At 62.9% G+C, this 21868-nt stretch carries 20 protein-coding genes; 3 read left to right on the forward strand and 17 right to left on the reverse strand.

Going from position 1 to position 21868, the window contains the following annotated elements:
- Positions 1–3: 3 nt before the first annotated feature.
- The 11 genes from C8E02_RS11630 to C8E02_RS11680 form a co-directional block, all read right to left on the reverse strand.
- Positions 4–378, reverse strand: coding sequence for a MerR family transcriptional regulator (locus C8E02_RS11630; protein ID WP_120810902.1), 375 nt, complete (start codon positions 376–378; stop codon positions 4–6).
- Positions 378–1142 carry a DeoR/GlpR family DNA-binding transcription regulator gene (locus C8E02_RS11635; protein ID WP_120810903.1) on the reverse strand — a complete coding sequence of 255 codons (765 nt, stop codon included), beginning with the start codon at positions 1140–1142 and terminating at the stop codon, positions 378–380. Before C8E02_RS11635 ends, C8E02_RS11630 begins: the two co-directional genes overlap by 1 nt.
- A 130-nt stretch (positions 1143–1272) precedes the next feature.
- Entirely contained in the window at positions 1273–1662 is a 390-nt protein-coding gene (gene gloA / locus C8E02_RS11640; RefSeq protein WP_120810904.1) for a lactoylglutathione lyase, read from the reverse strand.
- A 267-nt stretch (positions 1663–1929) separates the two neighbouring features.
- A complete protein-coding gene (locus C8E02_RS11645) occupies positions 1930–2643 on the reverse strand; it encodes a M48 family metallopeptidase (protein WP_120810905.1) in 714 nt (237 codons plus the stop codon).
- Complete coding sequence (locus C8E02_RS11650; RefSeq protein WP_120810906.1) at positions 2618–3373, reverse strand: lysophospholipid acyltransferase family protein; 756 nt, start codon at positions 3371–3373, stop codon at positions 2618–2620. The genes C8E02_RS11645 and C8E02_RS11650 overlap by 26 nt, the downstream gene beginning before the upstream one ends.
- A 7-nt stretch (positions 3374–3380) precedes the next feature.
- Entirely contained in the window at positions 3381–3923 is a 543-nt protein-coding gene (gene gmhB, locus C8E02_RS11655; protein ID WP_120810907.1) for a D-glycero-beta-D-manno-heptose 1,7-bisphosphate 7-phosphatase, read from the reverse strand.
- Between the two features lie 168 nt (positions 3924–4091).
- Positions 4092–6152 carry a glycine--tRNA ligase subunit beta gene (glyS, locus tag C8E02_RS11660; RefSeq protein ID WP_120810952.1) on the reverse strand — a complete coding sequence of 687 codons (2061 nt, stop codon included), beginning with the start codon at positions 6150–6152 and terminating at the stop codon, positions 4092–4094.
- A gap of 2 nt (positions 6153–6154) precedes the next feature.
- A complete protein-coding gene (locus C8E02_RS11665; protein WP_047965758.1) occupies positions 6155–6625 on the reverse strand; it encodes a surface-adhesin E family protein in 471 nt (156 codons plus the stop codon).
- Between the two features lies 1 nt (position 6626).
- Complete coding sequence (gene glyQ / locus C8E02_RS11670) at positions 6627–7517, reverse strand: glycine--tRNA ligase subunit alpha (RefSeq protein ID WP_047965816.1); 891 nt, start codon at positions 7515–7517, stop codon at positions 6627–6629.
- A gap of 116 nt (positions 7518–7633) precedes the next feature.
- Positions 7634–8659 carry an L-threonine 3-dehydrogenase gene (tdh, locus tag C8E02_RS11675; RefSeq protein ID WP_120810908.1) on the reverse strand — a complete coding sequence of 342 codons (1026 nt, stop codon included), beginning with the start codon at positions 8657–8659 and terminating at the stop codon, positions 7634–7636.
- A gap of 95 nt (positions 8660–8754) precedes the next feature.
- Complete coding sequence (locus C8E02_RS11680; RefSeq protein ID WP_047965760.1) at positions 8755–9954, reverse strand: glycine C-acetyltransferase; 1200 nt, start codon at positions 9952–9954, stop codon at positions 8755–8757.
- 974 nt (positions 9955–10928) lie between these two features.
- Between C8E02_RS11680 and C8E02_RS11690 the strand changes: the two genes are divergently transcribed.
- Both C8E02_RS11690 and C8E02_RS11695 read left to right on the forward strand, forming a co-directional pair.
- Positions 10929–12083 (forward strand): autotransporter outer membrane beta-barrel domain-containing protein, encoded by a 1155-nt coding sequence (locus tag C8E02_RS11690; protein ID WP_245961137.1) that lies wholly within the window; start codon positions 10929–10931, stop codon positions 12081–12083.
- Between the two features lie 117 nt (positions 12084–12200).
- Entirely contained in the window at positions 12201–13004 is an 804-nt protein-coding gene (locus C8E02_RS11695; RefSeq protein ID WP_211329234.1) for an alpha/beta fold hydrolase, read from the forward strand.
- 62 nt (positions 13005–13066) lie between these two features.
- Here C8E02_RS11695 and hemB read toward each other — a convergent pair whose 3' ends face one another.
- From hemB to grpE, 6 genes are all read right to left on the reverse strand, one after another.
- On the reverse strand, positions 13067–14065 hold the full coding sequence (hemB, locus tag C8E02_RS11700; RefSeq protein WP_047965761.1) for a porphobilinogen synthase: 999 nt from the start codon (positions 14063–14065) through the stop codon (positions 13067–13069).
- A gap of 125 nt (positions 14066–14190) precedes the next feature.
- Positions 14191–14376 (reverse strand): hypothetical protein, encoded by a 186-nt coding sequence (locus tag C8E02_RS11705; RefSeq protein WP_120810911.1) that lies wholly within the window; start codon positions 14374–14376, stop codon positions 14191–14193.
- 69 nt (positions 14377–14445) lie between these two features.
- The gene (locus C8E02_RS11710; RefSeq protein WP_120810912.1) at positions 14446–15936 is read right to left on the reverse strand and encodes an alanine/glycine:cation symporter family protein; all 1491 of its coding nucleotides are present in this window, start codon (positions 15934–15936) and stop codon (positions 14446–14448) included.
- A gap of 280 nt (positions 15937–16216) precedes the next feature.
- On the reverse strand, positions 16217–17341 hold the full coding sequence (gene dnaJ / locus C8E02_RS11715; RefSeq protein ID WP_047965764.1) for a molecular chaperone DnaJ: 1125 nt from the start codon (positions 17339–17341) through the stop codon (positions 16217–16219).
- 105 nt (positions 17342–17446) lie between these two features.
- Positions 17447–19363: a molecular chaperone DnaK gene (dnaK, locus tag C8E02_RS11720; protein ID WP_047965765.1), complete on the reverse strand. Its 1917-nt coding sequence runs from the start codon at positions 19361–19363 to the stop codon at positions 17447–17449.
- A 132-nt stretch (positions 19364–19495) separates the two neighbouring features.
- Positions 19496–20026: a nucleotide exchange factor GrpE gene (grpE, locus tag C8E02_RS11725; protein WP_047965766.1), complete on the reverse strand. Its 531-nt coding sequence runs from the start codon at positions 20024–20026 to the stop codon at positions 19496–19498.
- Positions 20027–20445: 419 nt separating this feature from the next.
- Here grpE and aceA point away from each other — a divergent pair, with 419 nt between their 5' ends.
- Complete coding sequence (gene aceA / locus C8E02_RS11730; RefSeq protein WP_047965767.1) at positions 20446–21744, forward strand: isocitrate lyase; 1299 nt, start codon at positions 20446–20448, stop codon at positions 21742–21744.
- Positions 21745–21868: the final 124 nt, after the last annotated feature.

Consider the following 21868-nt stretch of genomic DNA (forward strand, 5'->3'; position numbering starts at 1 on the left):
AGGTCAAGTGCAGGTGACGGGGGCGGCACCGTAGTTCTGCGCCAGCTCGGCCTCCAGCTGCGCCAGCTGCTGCTGCAAAGCCTGCAGCCGTTGCAACTCCTGCTGGAAATGCCGCTGTTTCTGCCGGATCAGCTGCTGTGCCACCGCCAGCGGAAAGCTGCCGGAGGCGGCCTTCAGTACCGCCAGCTCTTTCAGCTCCGCCAGGCTGAAGCCCACCGTCTGCGCGCGGCGGATCATGCTGACCAGATGCACGTCCAGTGGCTGATAGACACGGTAGTTGCCGCGGCGCTGCGGCACCGGCAGCAAGCCCTGCGCCTCGTAGAGGCGGATCGCCTTGCGCGTGGCGCCGGTCAGCGCCGCCAGCTCGCCGATCAGCATCAGGCCGCCACCACCAGCCGGGTATCACCGGCGGCCAGCACCTCGGCCATTTCCGCACTCACCGGCTGGTCGGTAAACAGCGCGTCCACCTGTGCCAGATGCCCCAGCTCCACCAGCGCCGGACGATCGAACTTGGAATGGTCGGCCGCCAGCCACACCTGGCGCGACTGCTGCATGATCGCCTGCGTGGTCAGCACCTCGCGGTAGTCGTAGTCGCGCAGCACGCCGCCGTGCTCGATACAGGACACGCCGATGATGCCGTAGTCGACCTTGAACTGGCGGATGAACTGCACCGTCGCCTCGCCGGTCAGGCCGCGGTCGCGCTTGCGCAGCGCGCCGCCGGCGACCAGCACCTCGCAGTCCGGGTAGTCGCACATCAGGTTGGCGATGTGGAAGTTGTTGGTGATCACGCGCAAGCCGCGATGCTGGCTCAGCGCCTTGGCCACCTCCTCGGTGGTGGTGCCGAGGTTGATGAACAGCGAGGCGTTGTCGGGGATTTCCGCCGCCAGCGCGCGCGCGATGCGGCGTTTCTCGTCGATCATCAGCACCTGGCGCGCGTCGTAGGCGACGTTCTCGACGCTGGACAGCACGCTGGCGCCGCCGTGATAGCGCTGCAGCAGCTTGTTCTCGGCCAGCAGCGTGATGTCGCGGCGGATGGTCTGGTGGGTGACGGCGAAATGGGCGGCCATTTTCTCGACCGCGACATAGCCCTCGCGGTTAACCCAGGCCAGCAGGTCTTTCTGACGTTGATTGAGGATCAGCATGCAAGCGGCACTTCCCTTATCCGAATGGCGTTCATTGTAACCGAGTCGCCGCCGCTGCTGCCCAACGGCATGCAGACGGCAAAACGGCCAGCCGCAGAGTTGCGACTGGCCGCTGCTTGATCGTATCGGCTTAGCGCGTGCCGCGCTGAATGAACTCGATCTTGTAGCCGTCCGGGTCTTCGACGAAGGCGATCACGGTGCTGCCGTGCTTCATCGGCCCCGCCTCGCGCACCACCTTGCCACCCTTGGCACGCACCGCGTCACAGGCGGCGTAGGCGTCGGCCACTTCCACCGCCAGATGGCCGAAGGCGTTGCCCAGCTCGTAGCTGTCGGTATCCCAGTTGTGGGTCAGCTCGATCACGCTGTTGCTGTCCTCGTCGCCGTAACCGACAAAGGCGAGGGTGAAACGGCCGTCGGGGTAGTCGTGGCGGCGCAGCAGGGTCATGCCCAGCACCTCGGTGTAGAAGGCAATGGCGCGGTCGAGGTTGCCGACGCGGATCATGGTATGCAGCAGGCGCATGGTGTTCTCCGGAAAAGGTTGGCCGCAACAGGCAGCGAGGCAGATCAGATGGGGACGGCGCAGGCGAAAGCAAAGCCAGCACCGGCCAGAACAGTGTGTTTGCGGGTCGTATCCAGAACATACTCACGATCTAGCGAGCCAGGACGAGACAAGGCGAAAACGGCTGAGGAAGCGGTATTTAGCCAGATATAAACAAGCATGCCGAAGTCGTTTTCAACGCCGTATCGTCCCACTAGTAATCAGCCTCAGCAGATGGTGAACAGGTACTCAGCCGTAGCGGAACAGGCTGTCGCCGTGCTGCTTCAGCCACTGCCGCGCGCCGTGCCAGCCGGGATAGAGGCGGCCGACCTCGGCCCAGAACGCCGGCGAATGGTTCATGTGCAAGAGGTGCGCCAGCTCGTGCGCGATCACGTAATCGAGCACCGACTCCGGCGCCTGCACCAGCCGCCAGTTGAGGCGCACCACCCCCTTTCCGGTGCAGCTGCCCCAGCGCGTGCGTGCCGAGGACAGCCCCCAGCCGGTCAGCGACCGCGCCGCACGCGGCTGCCACTGTGCCAGCCGCGCGGCAAAGCGCTGCCGCGCCTCGCGTTGCAGGTAGCCGACCACGCTGGCGGCCAGCCGTGCCGGCTGTTCCAGCATCGGCCCGGCCAGGTGCAGGGTATCGCCGACCAGCTGCGCCTGGTGGCGGCTGGCGGCGACGCAGTGCAGGCGGTAGCTCTCGCCGCCCAGCAGCACCTGGCCCTGCGTCAGCGCGCGCTCGCCCTGCTCGGCGTGGTGGCGCGCCAGATGGCGGGCGATCCAGTCGCGCTTGCTGGCCAGCACCTCGTGCAGGTAGGCCAGCGGCACCGCCGGCGGCGCGATCAGCTCCACCGCGCCGTCCTTGATGCGGATGCCGACACTCTGCCGCGCGCGTCGGATCAGGCGTACCGTCACCGCGCCTTGCGGCAGCTGCAGGCTAAGCAGTGCGTGCTTTGCGTTCATCGGGGTGGGCAAACGGGCCGACGCCGCCGATCTCGCGCTGGCGCGCCTCGATCCAGGCCTCCGCCTGCCGCGTCATCGCTTCCGGACCGACATCGTCGCGCGGATAAATCGCCGGGCCGATCACCAGCGTGATCTCACCGGGATGCTTCAGAAAGGCGTTACGCGGCCAGAATTCACCGGCATTGTGCGCCACCGGCACCAGCGGCATGTCCAGCTGCTTCGCCATCCGCGCCGCGCCCAGCTTGTACTTGCCGGCCACGCCGGGGCGGGTGCGGGTGCCTTCCGGAAACACGCTGATCCAGAAGCCGTGCTGCTTGCGGTTGGTGCCCTGCTCCAGCATCAGGCGGTTGGCATTGGCGCGGTCGGAACGGTTGATGGTGATCGGGTTGGTCAGCGCCAGCCCCCAGCCGAAGAACGGAATCCACAGCAGTTCCTTCTTGGCGACGAACACCTGCGACGGAAAGATCTCCTGCAGCGCCAGCGTTTCCCAGCCGGACTGGTGCTTGGCGCAGATGATCGCCGGCTCCTTGACGATGTTCTCGGCACCGATCACGCGGTAGCGCAGGCCGACCACGTGCCACAGCAGCCAGGTCAACAGCCGCGCCCAGCTCTCGCCGATCACGTGACGGGTACGGCGCGGCAAGGGCGCGCCGATGAACAGGCCGAGGAAGAACAGCGGCGTGACGATGGCCACCAGCAGCCAGTAGATCAGGTTACGAATCAGCAACATGGGCAGTTCAGTTTTCCAGGTTAATCAGGTAGTCGGCGGCGGCAAACAGGTTGTCGAACACCTGCGTGCCCTCCGGCAGGCCGCCCTTTTCCAGCGTGCGCAAGCCCTTGCCGGTCTTCACCAGCAGTGGCCGGCCGCCGACCGCGGCAATCGCCTGCAGGTCGCGCAGGCTGTCGCCGACCATCGGCAGGCCTTCGCCGCGCACGTTGAAGCGCGCCATGATGTCTTCGACCATGCCAGGCTGCGGCTTGCGGCAGTGACACTGGTCGTCGGCGGTGTGCGGACAGAACACCACCGCGTCGATGCGGCCGCCGGCCTGGCCCACCAGCCGGTGCATCTTCTCGTGCATCGCATTGAGCGCGTGCATGTCGAACAGGCCGCGGCCGATGCCGGACTGGTTGGTGGCGACCACCACGTGCCAGCCGGCCTGGGTCAGGTTGGCGATGGCGTCGCAGCTCTTCGGCAGCGGCTGCCATTCCATGGTGTTTTTGACGAAATCGTCGCGATCTTCATTGATCACGCCGTCACGATCGAGGATGACGAGTTTCAAGCAACACTCCTAGTTCTGGCCACGGTCGCGACCGCAAGCCCCACAAAACCGGCAGCGTACTGCCGGCCATCGTGCCCGCCGCCCCGGCAACACAAACCGGAGCATCGTGCGATGCCCCGGTTTGCGGGAAGCCGGTCAGGCGGATGCTGGCGCCGGCAGCGCCAATCCTTACTCCGCCAGCAGCGAGATGTCGGCCACGCGGTTGAACAGTGCGGCCAACCTTGCCAGCAGCGCGATGCGGTTCGCCCGCACCGCCAGATCGTCGGCCATCACCATCACGCCATCGAAGAAGGCATCCACCGGCGCACGCAGCGAGGCCAGCTGGGTCAGCGCGCCGGCGAAGTCGTGGGCGGCAAACTTGGCGTCCACCGCCGGCGCCAGTGCTTCCACCGCCGCGAACAGCGCGCGCTCGGCATCCTCGGCAAACAGCGCCGGGTTCACCGCGGCGATGTCGCCCTCGGTCTTCTTCAGGATGTTCTTCACGCGTTTGTTGGCCGCGGCCAACGTGGCCGCCTCCGGCAGCGCCTTGAACTGCGCGACGGCGGCCAGGATGGCGCCCACTTCGTTCAGCTGCGTCGGCGCCAGCGCCAGCACGGCATCGATCTCGTCGCCCTTGTAGTCATTGGCGAGGTAGTTCTTCAGCCGCTCCAGGCAGAAGGCGTACACCTCGTCCACCACGGTGGCGGACAACAGGCCGGCCGGGAAGGCGGCGGCGGCGTCGCTGATCAGCGCCTTCAGATCCAGCGGCTGTTCCAGCACCATGCGCAGCACGCCCAACGCGGCGCGGCGCAGTGCGAACGGGTCCTTGTCGCCGGTCGGGATCAGGCCGATGCCCCAGATGCCGACGATGGTTTCCAGCTTGTCGGCCAGTGCCACCGCGGTGGCAATCGGGCCTTGCGGCAGGCTGTCACCAGCAAAGCGCGGGTGGTAGTGGCCTTCGATGGCGTCGGCGACCACCTCGTCCTCGCCATCCAGACGCGCATAGTAGCGGCCCATGATGCCCTGCAGCTCGGGGAATTCACCGACCATGTCCGACACCAGGTCGGCCTTGGCGAGGTAAGCGGCGCGGCCGGCCAGCGAGCTGTCGGCGCCGAGCTTGCCGGCGATGGCAGCGGCGATGCTGGACAGACGGCTGACGCGTTCCAGCTGGTTGCCGATCTTGTTGTGGTAGACCACGTGTTCCAGCCGCGGCAGGCGGCTGTCGAGGCGGTGCTTCTGGTCCTGTTCGTAGAAGAACTTGGCATCAGACAGGCGCGCACGCAGCACGCGCTCGTTACCACCGATGATGTAGCGCGGGTCTTCGGCTTCCAGGTTGGACACCAGCAGGAAGCGGTTCATCAGCTTGCCGTTGCTATCGAGCAGCGGGAAGTACTTCTGGTTCTGCTGCATGGTCAGGATCAGGCATTCCTGCGGCACGTTCAGGAACTCGGCCTCGAAGCCGGCTTCCAGCACCACCGGCCATTCCACCAGACCGGTCACTTCGTCGAACAGCGCGTCCGGTGCGGCGATGGTGGCGTTCAGTTTGGCGGCGGCGTGCGACAGGCGCTGGCGCACCAGCTCGCGGCGGGCGAGGAAGCTGGCAATCACCTTGCCCTCTTCCGCCAGCGTGCGCGGGTAGGCATCGGCGCTCGGGATGGTTACCTCACCGGCGGACAGGAAGCGGTGGCCGCGGGTGACGTTGCCGCTTTGCAGCCCCAGCACCTCGCCGGCGACGATTTGCTCGCCGTGCAGCATCACCAGGCCGTGTACCGGACGCACGAACTGCACGTCGAGGTCGCCCCAGCGCATCAGCTTCGGCGCCGGCAGCTTTTTCAGCGCACCGGCGACGATGCCGGACAGCACCGCGGACAGGCTCTCGCCGGCCTTGGTCGATTCATAGGCGTACACGTCCTGCTTGCCGTCGTGCACGGTAGTGAGCTGGCTCACCTCCACGCCGCAGGAGCGGGCGAAGCCGGCCAGTGCCGGAGTCGGCTGGCCGTCCTTCATGCCGCTGGCCACCGCCGGGCCGCGACGCACGCTGTGCTGCTCGGGCTGGATGGCGGCGACGGTCGGGATCTGCACCGCCAGACGGCGCGGGCTGGCGAACACGTGCGACTGCACGTTGCTGGCCACGAACTGCAGTTTTTTCAGTTCGTCGGTAATGGTATCGGCAAAGCTGGCGGCCAGCTTTTCCAGTGCTTTCGGCGGCAGCTCTTCGGTGAGCAGCTCGATCAACAGGGTAGCAGTCATGGTCATTCAATCTTCAAGCTAGGAGCATTGGGGGCGAGTCGGCACACCAGGCGCAGCATGGTATCGGCCGTCGAATCGGCGACCACCGGCACGAAGGTCCAGTTGAAACGCTGCAACGGGAACATCTGCGTGTACACGTGCTGGCCACTGGCGGTCCAGTACGAGGCGCTGATGAACGCATACTGGCGCGCGTTGCAGTCGGCACGACCTTCGAGGCGGCGGATGTGATAGCGGATGCCCAGCTCTTTCTGGGTCTTGCGCTCGCTGAACCGCTCCTGGTTGACGAAACGGACAAGGCCGTCCTTGACGTTGGCGATGGTGGCCAGCTCCAGCGACAGTTCCAGGCCGGTACCGCTCTGGTACACCTGGAACTGCCCTTCCGGTTGCGGCTCCGCCTGCTGACTGCGCACATACCAGCTGAGCGCGGCCAGCGTGGCCAACAGCACAAAGAACAGCGCTGCCCACGTCTTCATGTCAGTCTTTCTTGCACATCGGGAAGCCCAGCGCCTCGCGTGCGGCGTAGTAGGCTTGCGCCACGCCACGGGCCAGGTTGCGGATGCGGCCGATGTAGGCGGCGCGTTCGGTCACCGAGATGGCGCCGCGCGCGTCCAGCAGGTTGAAGGTGTGGCCGGCCTTCAGGATCATCTCGTAGCCCGGCAGCGGCAGGCCGGCGTCCAGCAGGCGCTTGGCCTCGGCTTCGTAGTCGCCGAACTGCTTGAACAGCAGCTCGACATTGCTGTGCTCGAAGGCAAAGCGCGACTGCTCGACTTCGTTCTGGAAGAACACGTCGCCGTAGCTCACCGGCGTGCCGTCCGGCAGGTAGGTCCACACCAGCTCGTACACGTTTTCGATGTCCTGCAGGTACATCGCCAGCCGTTCCAGGCCGTAGGTGATCTCGCCCAGCACCGGCTTGCAATCGAGGCCGCCGACCTGCTGGAAGTAGGTGAACTGCGTCACTTCCATGCCGTTGAGCCACACTTCCCAGCCCAGACCCCAGGCGCCGAGGGTCGGGTTTTCCCAGTCGTCCTCGACAAAGCGGATGTCGTGCACGGTCGGATCGATGCCCAGCTCGCGCAGCGAGCCCAGGTACAGGTCCTGGATATTCGGTGGCGACGGCTTCAGTACCACCTGGAACTGGTGGTGCTGGAACAGGCGGTTGGGGTTCTCGCCGTAGCGGCCGTCTTTCGGGCGGCGGCTGGGCTGCACGTAGGCGGCGTGCCAAGGTTCCGGGCCGAGGGCGCGCAGGAAGGTGGCGGTATGCGAGGTGCCTGCGCCCACTTCGGTATCGTACGGCTGGAGCAAGGCGCAGCCCTGACGGTTCCAGTAGTGCTGCAGGGTGAGGATGATTTCCTGAAAAGTGAGCATGTCGCGGCGTTTCAAAGATGAAAAACAAGGCACGATTCTAACCGCATCGTGCCTTGCTCTGCCATCCATTGCGGCCAACCTTGTGGCAAAGGTTGGCCGCAAACATCATATTGCGCTTACTGCCAGTCCAGAATCACCTTGCCGCTCTGTCCGGACAGCATGGCGGCGAAGCCGGCTTCGAAATCGTCGACCTTGAAGTGGTGGGTGATGATCGGCGAAATATCCAGCCCGGACTGGATCAGCGCCACCATCTTGTACCAGGTCTCGAACATCTCGCGACCGTAGATGCCCTTGATCTCCAGACCCTTGAAGATCACCTGGTTCCAGTCGATGGCGGTATTGGCCGGCGGGATGCCCAAGAGCGCCACCTTGCCACCGTGGTTCATCGTTTCCAGCATCTGGCGGAAGGCGTGCGGGTTGCCGGACATTTCCAGGCCGACATCGAAGCCTTCGCTCATGTGCAGTTCCTGCATCACCGCCTTCAGGTCTTCATTGGCCACGTTCACCGCGCGGGTGGCGCCCATCTTGCGCGCCAGATCGAGGCGGAAGTCGTTGACGTCGGTGATCACAACGTGGCGCGCGCCGACGTGCTTGGCAATCGCCACCGCCATGATGCCGATCGGGCCGGCGCCGGTGATCAGCACGTCCTCGCCGACCAGGTTGAACGACAGCGCGGTGTGCACCGCATTGCCGAACGGATCGAAGATGGAGGCCAGGTCGTCGGAGATGTCATCCGGAATCGGGAAGGCGTTGAAAGCCGGGATCACCAGATATTCGGCAAACGCGCCTTCGCGGTTGACACCGACACCGGTAGTGTTGCGGCACAGGTGACGACGGCCGGCGCGACAGTTGCGGCAGTGACCGCAGGTGATGTGGCCTTCGCCGGACACGCGGTCACCGATCTTGAAGCCCTGTACTTCCGAACCCATGCCGGCAACGACGCCGACATACTCGTGACCGACGTGCATCGGCACCGGAATGGTCTTCTGCGCCCAGTCGTCCCAGTTCCAGATGTGGATGTCGGTGCCGCAGATCGCGGTCTTGGTGATCTTGATCAGCAGGTCGTTGTGGCCGACTTCCGGATGCGGTACATCGGTCATCGACAGGCCGGGAGCGGCCTGCAGTTTGGCAAGAGCTTTCATGTTTTATCCTGTAGTGCGCCGCGACAGGCGGCGGCGCGGTGAAACGGAACGCGCGGGCCAAGCGGCAGGCAGCGCCGCCGTGGCCACCGCAAGAATCAGATCACGCCCAGCTCGCGGCCAACCTTGATGAAGGCGGCCACGGTGTGCTGCACCTGCGCCAGGCTGTGGCCGGCCGACATCTGGGTACGGATGCGCGCCTTGCCCTTCGGCACCACCGGGTAGGAGAAGCCGGTGACGAACACGCCTTCCGCCAGCAGTGCCGCTGCCATCTCGCCGGCCAGCTTGGCGTCGCCCAGCATCACCGGAATGATCGGATGCTGGCCCGGCACCAGGCTGAAACCGGCCTCGCTCATCGCCTGACGGAAGTAGTCGGCGTTGCGCTTCAGGTTGGCGCGCAGCTCAGCGCCCTCTTCCGTGGCCAGAATCTGCAGCACCTTCAGGCTGGCGGCGGCGATGGCCGGCGCCAGGGTGTTGGAGAACAGGTACGGCCGCGAACGCTGGCGCAGCAGGTCGATGATCGGCTTGCGGCCGGAGACATAACCGCCGGACGCGCCGCCCAGCGCCTTGCCCAGCGTGCCGGTGTAGATGTCGACGCGGTCGCTGACGCCGCACAGCTCCGGGGTGCCGGCACCGTGCTCGCCCATGAAGCCAACCGCGTGCGAATCATCCACCATCACGATGGCGCCGTAACGTTCGGCGACGTCGCACAGCGTTTTCAGGTCCGCGATGATGCCGTCCATCGAGAACACGCCATCGGTGACGATCAGCTTGAAGCGGGCACCGGCCTCTTCGGCGGCCTTGAGCTGGGTTTCCAGATCCGCCATGTCGTTGTTTTTGTAGCGGAAACGCTTGGCCTTGCACAGGCGCACGCCGTCGATGATGGAGGCGTGGTTCAGCTCGTCGGAGATCACCGCGTCGTCTTCGGTGAGCAGGGTCTCGAACACGCCGCCGTTGGCATCGAAACAGCTGGAATAGAGGATGGTGTCGTCGGTGCCGAGGAAGCCGGAGATCGCCGCTTCCAGATCCTTGTGCACCTGCTGCGTGCCGCAGATGAAACGCACCGAGGCGCAGCCGTAGCCGTAGTCGTCCAGACCCTGCTTCGCCGCCGCGATCAGGCGCGCGTCGTCGGCCAGGCCCAGGTAGTTGTTGGCACAGAAGTTCAGCACCTCGCGGCCGCCGGACAGGGTGATGCCGGCACGTTGCGGCGTGGCAATCACGCGTTCCGGTTTCTCGAAACCGTCGGCACGGATTTGCGCCAGCGTGGCTTGCAGATGAGCGAGATAGGTGTGGTTCATGCGGGAGGGTCCCTGTTGTTCAGCGTGGAAGCCGGCGCCGTTGACCTGGCCGGCGAGCATCGTTCTGTCACCATTCTAGACCCGCGCCAACGACTTTATCAGGGACAGTTGCACACGATTTTCACCGGGTGAGTGTTACCCCCCGCCGGCCGACGACAGCCCGGCTGTGCGACAATCCACGTCCCATTCCCGCGCCGAACCGACCGTGAACCGCCCCAGCCCTCCCGTGCCGCATTGCCGCGCTTGCGTCCACTACTACATCACCCACGACGCCCGTTTCCCCTACGGCTGCCGCGCCATGGACTTCAAGAGCAAGCGGCTGCCGCTGCAGGAAGTGCGCGAGGCGACAGGGCGCGACTGCCAGCTATTTCAAGCCAAACCCCCAACCAACCTTGGTCGCGTTATCCGCCTCAAATAGAATCACCGACTTACTCACACTCGAATAGCTTGCAACCATTCTAAAAGTAACGCGAAGCCATAGCTATTCAATTGGCGTTGCATCCAGATCAAACACTGTGTCTGTCATATTGACTTTTTGTATTACCCCCCTCAATACTCACAGTCATACCAACAACACTTTATAGATTGGATTACAAATGCACCCGACATTTTCCGTAAAAAACATAACAGCAAGCCTTCTGCTGACCGGTCTCTGTCATACAGTCTACGCAACGCCATCTATTACGGAAGTCACCGTCACGGGCTCGGATGGCAAGCGTTACGTCATCAGCTACACGCAGACCACCTTTAATGCGGCCAGCAGCCAATTGCAAAGTCAACCATGGTGGGGAAATACCACGCTAGCAAACTCCTTGGCTCTTGCTTCCGGTGATTTGACAGGGGTAAATACGGGCGCCTCTTTCAATATGAATACGAATGGCTACGCAGGGCCTTTATTTGCGACCTCCGTCAGTGACAATGACGTGACTGGCACTTTCCTGCATACAGGCCACACCCATATAACAAATGGTGGGATGTTTGACCCTTATGTTATTGCGACAGAAAGTTTTTATTATGCCCTCGGCCATCTGGCGCTAAACGTCACCCAATCATCCACCAACCAGTCCAACAATCCGGCCCTGAACGCTGCCACCATCATTGATGCCACCCCTAATCTGCAAGCCCTGTTCAGTGACTTGAGCACCGACCAAGAAGTCTCTGCGGCCGCCAGCCAGACGCTGCCCCTGCTGACCGGCGGTTCCATGGCGGCAGCAGGCAACGCGCTGTCCGGCATCAACAAGGTGATTCAGGCTCGCATCGAATCCAACCGCGGCCTGTCTGCCGGTGACGGTTTCTTCGGCGACAAATACGTGTGGGTGAAGCCGTTCGGTTCGTGGGCAGATCAGGATGACCAGCAAGGCGTGTCCGGCTTCAAGTCGACCACCACCGGCGTGGCATTTGGTGTCGACAGCGCCGTGAACGACAAGCTGCGCCTTGGCACGGCCATGGCCTACGCCAAGGCCGACGTGGACAGCAATTCGAACGTGGCCAAGCAGAGTGCCGATGTGGACGTGTTCCAGCTGGTCGGCTACGGCAGCTACAGCCTGGGCAACAACAGCGAAGTCAACTTCCAGGTAGACGTGGGCCAGAACAGCAACAAGGGCCGTCGCAGCATCGCCTTTACCAACAGCACCGCGACCTCCGAGTACACCAGCTACACCGCCCACGCCGGTGCCGGCCTTGGCCGCACCTACCAGTTGAGCGCCGCCACCAGCATCACCCCGTCCATCCGCGCCGACTACACCTGGATCAAGGACAAGGCCTACCAGGAAAGCGGCGCCGGCCTGCTGAACCTGAACGTGGGCAGCCGTGACAGCGAAGAGTTCGTGCTTGGTCTGGACGGCAAGATCAGCCACCAGCTGAGTGACAACACCAGCCTGTCGGCCAACCTGGGTGTCGGCTATGACACCATGGCTAAGCGCTCCAGCATCACCGCCACCTTTGCCGGTGCTCCCGGTGCCGCGTTTACCACCTACGGCCTGGATGCGGAGCCATGGTCGGCACGAGCCGGCGTCGGCCTGACGCATACCACCGCCAACGGTACCGAGATCACCTTGCGTTATGATGCCGAACACCGGGAAGCCTTCCTGAACCAGACCGCATCGCTCAAGGCACGCTGGGCGTTCTAAATAACCCATGCTCACCCGGCCACAACCCGTCACCGGCTTGTGGCCTTTTTCATGATGACGACAACAGACAACAGCAGACCCCCTGCCCTCCGCTACCGCTTGTTGCCGCTGCTATGCTTGGCCGCATGCAGTACGCTGCCGACGCCGGCCGAGCGCGCCACCACGGCACAGGCGCTGACCCTGCCCGGCAACTGGCAGGCAAGCACCCTGAGCAGCAGCACCTTCATGCTGCGCAGCTATGGCCCGGCACACATCCGGGCCGACAAGCCGCTGAGCGTCTACATCGAAGGCGACGGCTTTGCCTGGCTCAACCGCGAGCAACCGTCCGGCGACCCGACCCCCATCGACCCGCTGGCGCTGCGCCTCGCCCTTGCCCAGCCCGATGGCAATGCGGTGTACCTGGCCCGCCCCTGCCAGTATCTAACGGCACAAGACCGGCGCTGCGCGCAACGCTACTGGACGGACGCCCGCTTTTCCGCCGACGTGATCCAGGCCACCGACGAGGCGATCAGCCAGCTGAAAACCCGTTATGGCGCCAGGCAGGTAAGCCTGATCGGTTACTCCGGCGGTGCGGCGGTGGCGGCGCTGGTCGGCGCCCGACGGCAGGATGTCGACCGCCTGATCAGCGTCGCCGGCAATCTGGACAGCCAGGCCTGGACCGAGCATCACCGCATCAGCCCGCTGCGCCATTCGCTCAACCCGGCGGATTCGGCCGAACGGCTGACGCAGATACCGCAATGGCATCTGCTTGGCCAGCAGGATCGCGTCATTCCCGTGCTCATCGCGCAGTCCTTCGCCCGGCGGGCGCCGGCGCAACAGCAGCTTATCGTCTCGTTTCCGGGCTTCGATCATCACTGCTGCTGGGCGGCGCAGTGGCCACAAATCTGGCGGCAACTGGAAAGCGGCACGCTGGCACCCTGACGCTGCGCCCATGAAAAATGCGGCCAACGTTGGCCGCATTGTTGCTGAGCGTGCTGCGTGTATCAGCGACGCAGCAGCCGCGCCGCGTCCAGCGCGAAGTAGGTGAGGATGCCGTCGGCACCGGCGCGCTTGAAGGCGAGCAGGCTTTCCATCATGCACTTCTCTTCGTCCAGCCAGCCGTTCTGCGCGGCGGCTTTCAGCATCGCGTATTCGCCGGACACCTGGTAGGCGTAGGTTGGCACCTTGAAGGTGTCCTTGATACGGCGGATCACGTCCAGATAGGGCATGCCCGGCTTGATCATCACCATGTCGGCGCCCTCTTCCAGATCCATCGCCACTTCCTGGATCGCCTCGTCGAGGTTGGCCGGGTCCATCTGGTAGGTGTACTTGTCGGCCTTGCCAAGGTTGGCCGCAGAGCCGACCGCGTCGCGGAACGGGCCGTAGAAGGCGGACGCGTACTTGGCGCTGTAGGCCAGGATCCTGGTGTGGATGTAGCCGTCCTCTTCCAGCGCGCTGCGGATGGCGCCGATGCGGCCGTCCATCATGTCGGACGGGCCGAGCACGTCGGCGCCGGCTTCGGCGTGGCACAGCGCCTGCTGCACCAGCACTTCGGTGGTTTCGTCGTTCAGCACGTAGCCGCTGTCGTCGAGCAGGCCGTCCTGGCCGTGGATGGTGTACGGGTCGAGCGCGAGGTCGGTCATGATGCCAAGCTCGGGGAAACGCGCCTTCAGCTCGCGCACCACGGTCGGCACCAGCCCGTCCGGGTTGTAGGCTTCCTTGCCGGAGTTGTCCTTGCCGGTTTCCACCACCGGGAAGATCGACAGCATCGGAATGCCCAGCTGCAGCGCGTCTTCGGCGGTAAACAGCAGCTTGTCCAAGCTCTGGCGCACCACGCCCGGCATCGACGTCACCGCCTGCTCGCGCCCCTGCCCTTCCAGCACGAATACCGGATAGATCAGGTCGTTGGTGGTCAGCACGTTCTCGCGCATCAGGCGGCGGGAGAAATCGTCACGGCGCATGCGACGCAGACGGGTCGCGGGGAAGTAGCGGTTGGCAAACATGAGGGTCTTTCGCGGCAAACGGTTCAGAAGGAAGGCGCTAAAGATAGCAAGACTGGGACAGCCGGCACAGCAGAAGTTCAGCGCCATTTGCGGCAGCGCAAGGTTGGCCGCAACGCCGCGCGGCGTTAGCGCGATGCCGCGTCCTCATCCTGCTCGGCCTGTTCACGGCGGGCGTAGGTGCCCGGTGCCACGCCCGGCGGCAGCTCAATCGGCGGCTGTTTTTGCGACAGCCGCGCCAGGGTGCCGAGCACGGTGCCCAGCGGTGCGCCGATGATCACGATCCAGAACCAGGTGCTGTGCAGTAAATCCATGTCGGTGGTCCAATGAAAAAACGCCGGGTTGCCCCGGCGTCAATGATGATGCGGATTACGGTAAGTCTATCAAACTCGATCGTAGACCGGTTGACCACCGTGCTTGCGCTCTTCTTCCAGATTGTCTTCCGACTGGTGGCCGGTCCAGTAGTCGGCGCCCTTGATACCCAGTTTTTCAGGGTGGAACACCGGATCCACACCCTTGGCCAGCTGTGCCTCGTAGTCGCGCAGTGCGATGAAGGCCGGCTTCTGCAGCATCAGGATGGCGGCGATGTTCATCCATGCCATCATGCCGACACCGATATCACCCAGGCCCCAGGCCAGATCGGCGGTCTTCACGGTGCCGTATACCACGGTCGCCATGATGCCGATCTTCAACACCAGCGTCAGCCAAGGACGGTTTACCTTGCGGCTCAGGTAGGCGATGTTGGTTTCAGCGATGTAGTAGTAGGCAATGATGGTGGTGAAGGCGAAGAAGAACAGTGCCACGGCCACGAAGATGGAACCGAAGCCCGGCATGATGTTTTCCATCGCGGTCTGCACATAGCCCGGGCCTGCAGCCACACCGGCGATACCGGTATGCAGCGCGTTGCCATCCGGACCCTGTACGTTGTACTGGCCGGTAATCAGCAGCATGAAGGCGGTCGCGGAGCACACGAACAGGGTGTCGATGTAGACCGAGAACGCCTGTACCAGACCCTGCTTGGCAGGATGCGATACCGAAGCGGCGGACGATGCGTGCGGGCCGGTACCCTGACCGGCTTCGTTGGAGTACACGCCACGCTTCACGCCCCACTGGATCGCCATGCCCAGGATGGCACCGAAGCCGGCGTCGAAGCCGAAAGCGCTCTTGAAGATCAGGCTGAGTACGTGCGGCAGTTCGTGAATGTTCAGCGCCACGATCACGCAGGCCACCAGGATGTAACCCAGGGCCATGAACGGCACCACGATTTCGGCAAAGGAAGCAATACGCTTCACGCCGCCGAAGATGATGAAGCCCAGCATCAGCGCCAGAATGGCCGCCGTCACGTTCGGGTCAATGCCCAGTGCGTTCTGCAGGCCGGCACCGATCGAGTTGGACTGGGTACCCGGCAGCAGCACGCCGCAGGCGAAGATGGTGGCGATGGCGAATACGATCGCGAACGGCTTCATGCCGAGGCCCTTCTCGATATAGAAGGCCGGACCGCCACGGTATTCACCGTTGATCTTTTCCTTGTAGATCTGGCCGAGGGTGGACTCGACGAAGGCCGAGCTGGCGCCCAGGAAGGCTACCATCCACATCCAGAACACGGCACCAGGGCCGCCAAAGGTAATGGCGGTGGCCACACCGGCAATGTTGCCGGTACCCACACGGCCGGCCAGTGTCATGGCCAGTGCCTGGAAGGACGACACGCCGCTGTCGCTGGACTTGCCGTCAAACATCAAACGGATCATTTCGCCGAAATGGCGCACCTGGGCAAAACGGCTGCGAATGGAAAAGAACAAACCAACGCCCAGGCAAAGGAAGATCAATCCCTTGCTCCAGATCCAGCCATTCAGAAAATCAACTGCTGCCTGCATGTTTACTCCTCAGTTTCAAGGGAGGGTCTGTACCCGCTCCGACGGTGTTGTGGCCGCCACAGCCTAGTAAGCTGTAGCGTGCTATCGCACAGGTCATGCGCCTGTTTCGCGAGAGCAGAACATTACTGAAACAAGTTCCGCGTGAATAGTAGTCTGGATACATTAGCCATTATTTGTCCGACAATCCGCAGAATAACGGCACATCCTTGCGCCAAAAAACAAAACGCGCCGTCAAACTTGCTTGACGGCGCGCCATTGAAACAACTGAAAACAACACTAATCAGCCAAAAAAGTCTTTCAGCTTGTCCATGAAGGAGTTGGCACGCGGATTGTGCGTTGCGACATCGCCTTGGCTGATGGCCTCGAATTCGCGCAGCAATTCCTTCTGCCGCTCGGTGAGGCTGACCGGCGTTTCGACGATGACGTGGCACATCAGGTCGCCGACATCATGGCCGCGCACCGACTTCACGCCCTTGCCGCGCACGCGGTATACCTTGCCGCTCTGCGTTTCCGACGCGATCTTGACCTTGACCATGCCGTCCAGGGTCGGGATCTCCACCTCGCCGCCCAGCGCCGCGGTGGCGAAGCTGATCGGCATTTCGCAATGCAGATCCATGCCGTCGCGCTCGAATACGCTGTGCTTCTTGATGTGGGTGACCACGAACAGGTCGCCGGCCGGGCCGCCGTTCTGCCCCGGTTCGCCCTCGCCGGACAGGCGGATGCGGTCGCCCTCGTCGACACCAGCCGGGATCTTCACGTTCAGCGTCTTGTGCGTCTTTACCTGGCCGGCACCGTGGCACTTGTGGCACGGATCGGTGATCTGCTTGCCGCTGCCGTGGCAGGTCGGGCAGGTCTGCTGGATGGAGAAGAAGCCCTGGCTCATGCGCACCTGGCCGTGACCGCCGCAGGTGGTGCAGGTCTTCGGCTGGGTGCCCGGCTTGGCGCCGGAGCCGTGGCACACGTCGCAGTTTTCGTGCGACGGGATGCGGATCTGCTTCTCGCAGCCGCGTGCCGCCTCTTCCAGCGTGATCTCCATGTTGTAGCGCAGGTCGGAGCCGCGATAGACATTGGAACGGCCACCACCGCCACCGCCGCGCTGGCCGCCGAAGATGTCGCTGAAGATGTCGCCGAAATCGAAGCCGCCAAAGCCGGCACCGCCGCCGCCCATGCCGGCCTGCGGGTCTACCCCGGCGTGGCCGTACTGGTCGTAGGCGGCACGTTTCTGGCCGTCGGACAGGATTTCATACGCGGCCTTGACCTCCTTGAACTTTTCTTCGGCGTCCTTGCTGTCCGGATTACGGTCCGGGTGGTACTTCATCGCCAGCTTGCGATAGGCCTTCTTGATGTCGTCGTCCGACGCATCGCGATTGACGCCCAGTACCTCGTAAAAGTCCTTTTTAGCCATGCTGTCTCACCAGTGCGCCCAACCGCGAAGGTTGGCCGCAAGTTTTACCAATGAAAAAGCACAGCGCCCGCGCGCGAGCCCTGTGCCTTGTCGACCGTCAGCCGATTACTTGTCTTTCTTCACTTCTTCGAACTCGGCGTCAACGACATTGCCGTCGTCCTGCTTGCCGGCGTCCGCTTCGGTGTTGGCGGCACCTTCCGCACCTTGCGCCGCGTACATCTGCTCGGCCAGTTTGTGCGATGCCTTCATCAGCTCTTCGATCTTGGCGTCAATGGCTTCCTTGTCGTCGCCCTTGACCACTTCTTCCGCATCCTTCAGCGCGGCTTCGATGGTGGTCTTTTCTTCGGCGGAGATCTTGTCGCCGTGTTCGGCCAGCGATTTCTTCACGCTGTGGATCAGGCCTTCACCCTGGTTGCGGGCCTGTACCAGCTCGTGCAGCTTCTTGTCTTCTTCCGCATTCAGCTCGGCGTCACGTACCATTTGCTGGATTTCGTCTTCCGACAGGCCGCTGGAGGCCTGGATGGTGATGTTGGCCTGCTTGCTGGTGGCCTTGTCCTTGGCGGATACGTGCAGGATGCCGTTGGCGTCGATGTTGAACTCGACCTCGATCTGCGGCACGCCGCGGGCGGCAGCCGGAATGTCACCCAGGTTGAACTGGCCCAGCGACTTGTTGGCGGAAGCCTTCTCGCGCTCGCCCTGCAGCACGTGGATGGTCACCGCGGTCTGGTTGTCTTCGGCAGTGGAGAACACCTGCGACGCCTTGGTCGGGATGGTGGTGTTCTTCTGGATCAGCTTGGTCATGATGCCGCCCATGGTCTCGATACCCAGCGACAGCGGGGTCACGTCCAGCAGCAGCACGTCCTTGCGATCGCCGGACAGTACCGAACCCTGGATCGCGGCGCCCACGGCCACGGCTTCGTCCGGGTTCACGTCACGGCGCGGTTCCTTGCCGAAGAAGGCCTTCACCGCTTCCTGTACTTTCGGCATACGGGTTTGGCCGCCGACCAGGATCACGTCGGTGATGTCGGCCAGCGATACGCCGGCGTCTTTCAGCGCTACCTTGCACGGCTCGATGGAGCGCTGTACCAGGTCGTCGACCAGGCTTTCGAACTTGGCGCGGGTGATCTTCATCGCCAGGTGCTTTGGACCGGTCGCATCCATGGTGATGTACGGCAGGTTCACTTCGGTCTGGGTGGCGGACGACAGTTCGATCTTGGCCTTTTCCGCGGCTTCCTTCAGGCGCTGCAGTGCCATCACGTCGTTCTTCAGATCAACGCCCTGGTCCTTCTTGAACTCGGTCACGATGTAGTCGATCACACGCTGGTCGAAGTCTTCGCCGCCGAGGAAGGTGTCGCCGTTGGTGGACAGCACTTCGAACTGGTGCTCGCCGTCAACGTCGGCGATTTCGATGATGGACACGTCGAAGGTACCGCCGCCGAGGTCATAGACGGCAATCTTGCGGTCGCCTTCCTGCTTGGCCAGGCCAAAGGCCAGCGCGGCAGCGGTCGGTTCGTTGATGATGCGCTTCACGTCCAGACCGGCGATGCGGCCGGCGTCCTTGGTGGCCTGACGCTGGCTGTCGTTGAAGTAGGCCGGCACGGTGATGACCGCTTCGGTCACTTCTTCGCCCAGGTAGTCTTCGGCGGCCTTCTTCATCTTGCGCAGTACTTCGGCGGAGATTTGCGGCGGCGCCATTTCCTTGTCGCGTACCTGTACCCACGCATCGCCGTTACCGGCCTTCTTGATCTGGAAAGGCATCAGGTCGATGTCTTTCTGCACTTCCTTGTCTTCGAAGCGACGGCCGATCAGGCGCTTCACCGCGTACAGGGTGTTCTTCGGGTTGGTCACCGCCTGGCGCTTGGCCGGGGCGCCGACCAGGATCTCGCCGTCTTCCATGTAGGCGATGATGGACGGGGTGGTGCGTGCGCCTTCGGCGTTCTCGATCACCAGCGGGTTGCCGTTTTCAACGACGGCCACGCAGGAGTTGGTGGTGCCCAGGTCAATACCGATAATTTTGCCCATAGTGCTGAATCCTTTCGATTTGATCTCGATTTAATCTGTTTGCTTGCCCGTCGCAGCCGGTGGTGCGCCGGGGGGTTGTCTTGCCAGATATTGGCTATTTCCGCGTTTTCAAGAGGGTTAGTCGCCGCAATCTCAGCTCTTGGCCTTGGCGACCACCACCATTGCCGGACGCAGCACGCGATCGGCGATCAGATACCCTTTTTGCATCACGCGCACCACCGAATTCGGCTCGGCGTCGGACTCTTCGGTGCTGATAGCCTGGTGGCGATGCGGGTCCAGCTTCTCGCCCAGCGGGTTGATTTCGCTGATCTGGCCCTTCTCGAAGGCGGCCAGCAGCTGCTTCAGCGTCAGGTCGACGCCGAATTTGAGGTTTTCGAACTGGCCGGACTGGTCCTGAAGCGCCATTTCCAGGCTGTCCTTGACCGCGATGAGTTCGGAGGCGAATTTTTCGATGGCAAACTTTTGTGCCTTGGCCACTTCTTCCACGCCACGGCGACGCTGGTTTTCAGTTTCGGCCTTGGCGCGCAAAAACTGCTCTTTCATTTCTGCAAGTTCAACTTCCAGCTGGGCGACACGCTCCGCGTCACTGACGACGGCGCCTTCGGCCGGGTTGGCAACTTGTTCAAGCACTTCTTCCGCTTGGGGATTTTGATTTTCCTGCATGATCGCTTCCGTTTGGCTGAATTCACAAAGACCTCAGGTAAATAAGGCCAAGCCCGCCGTTTTCAAGATCTTCTCCACAATAAGTAAATGGTCATTTAGTTACTTTTATTTTCGTTAACGATCAGGATCGGCGCGCGCCGGTGATTCATTTTTGTGCACCTTTGTTACCTTTTGAAAACAAAGGATTTTTTTGTGCTGCAGTGCACACAACGCAATTTTTTTATGCTTAAATGATTCCACAACAGCGCTACTGCAAGGCCCGCCAGCACTGGATCCGGGGCGGTTTCCGGCAGTCAGGCCCGCCACCAGAACAGGCGGGTTAGCAACGCACCAAAGACCGGCATCACCGGCCTGCAGCAAGAGAAACTGGGAGCGCCGGTTTATCCGGCAAAACGAAACTATCAAGTGAAGGGTTTACCATGACTACTCGCGAACAACGCATCGCCGCCATCCAGCACGACTGGGACACCAACCCGCGCTGGAAAGGCATCAAACGTGGCTACACCGCTGCTGACGTTGAGCGCCTGCGCGGCTCCGTGCAGGTAGAGCACACCCTGGCCCGCAACGGTGCCGAGAAGCTGTGGAATCTGGTGAACAACGAGCCGTACATCAACTGTCTGGGCGCACTGACCGGCGGTCAGGCGATGCAGCAGGTGAAAGCCGGCATCAAGGCGATCTACCTGTCCGGCTGGCAGGTTGCCGCCGACAACAACGAATACTCCGCCATGTACCCGGACCAGTCGCTGTATCCGGTTGACTCGGTGCCGAAGGTGGTAGAGCGCATCAACAACGCTTTCACCCGTGCCGACGAAATCCAGCACTCCAAGGGTGTGGAACAAGGCGACGCCGGTTATGTCGACTACTACGCACCGATCGTGGCCGATGCCGAAGCCGGTTTCGGTGGCGTGCTGAACGCCTACGAGCTGATGAAGGCGATGATCCGCGCCGGCGCCGGTGGCGTGCACTTCGAAGACCAGCTGGCTTCCGTGAAAAAATGCGGCCACATGGGCGGCAAGGTCCTGGTTCCAACCCAGGAAGCGGTACAGAAGCTGATCGCCGCCCGTATGGCTGCCGACGTCTACGGCGTCCCAACCCTGGTGATCGCCCGTACCGACGCCGAAGCGGCCGACCTGCTGACCAGCGACTACGACGAAAACGACAAGCCATTCCTGACCGGCGAGCGCACAGCCGAAGGCTTCTACAAGACCAAGAAAGGTCTGGAGCAAGCCATCAGCCGCGCCGTGGCCTACGCCGAGTACGCCGACCTGGTATGGTGCGAAACCGGCACCCCGGATCTGGAATTTGCCCGCCGCTTCGCCGAAGCCGTGCACGCCAAGCATCCAGGCAAACTGCTGGCCTACAACTGCTCGCCTTCCTTCAACTGGAAGAAAAACCTGGACGATGCCACCATCGCCAAGTTCCAGCGCGAGCTGGGCGCCATGGGCTACAAGTACCAGTTCATCACCTTGGCCGGCATCCACTCCATGTGGTACAACATGTTCGATCTGGCGCAGGACTACGTGGCACGCGGCATGTCCGCCTACGTGGAGAAGGTGCAGGAGCCGGAATTCGCGGCCCGCGACCGCGGCTACACCTTCGTGTCGCACCAGCAGGAAGTCGGCACCGGTTACTTCGACGACGTGACCACCGTGATCCAGGGCGGCAAGTCCTCGGTGACCGCGCTGACCGGCTCCACCGAAGAAGAACAGTTCCACTAAGCGTTCGACATTACGGCACCTCGACCCTGCCGTCTGCGTCAAACAGCCCCGCCTGACACTGCACGCAGTGCTCGTGCGCGGGGCACCCAAACCGCCTGCAACCCCGTTGCGGGCGGTTTGCTTT

The organism is Vogesella indigofera (assembly GCF_003633895.1).
Classification (GTDB): Bacteria; Pseudomonadota; Gammaproteobacteria; order Burkholderiales; family Chromobacteriaceae; genus Vogesella; species Vogesella indigofera.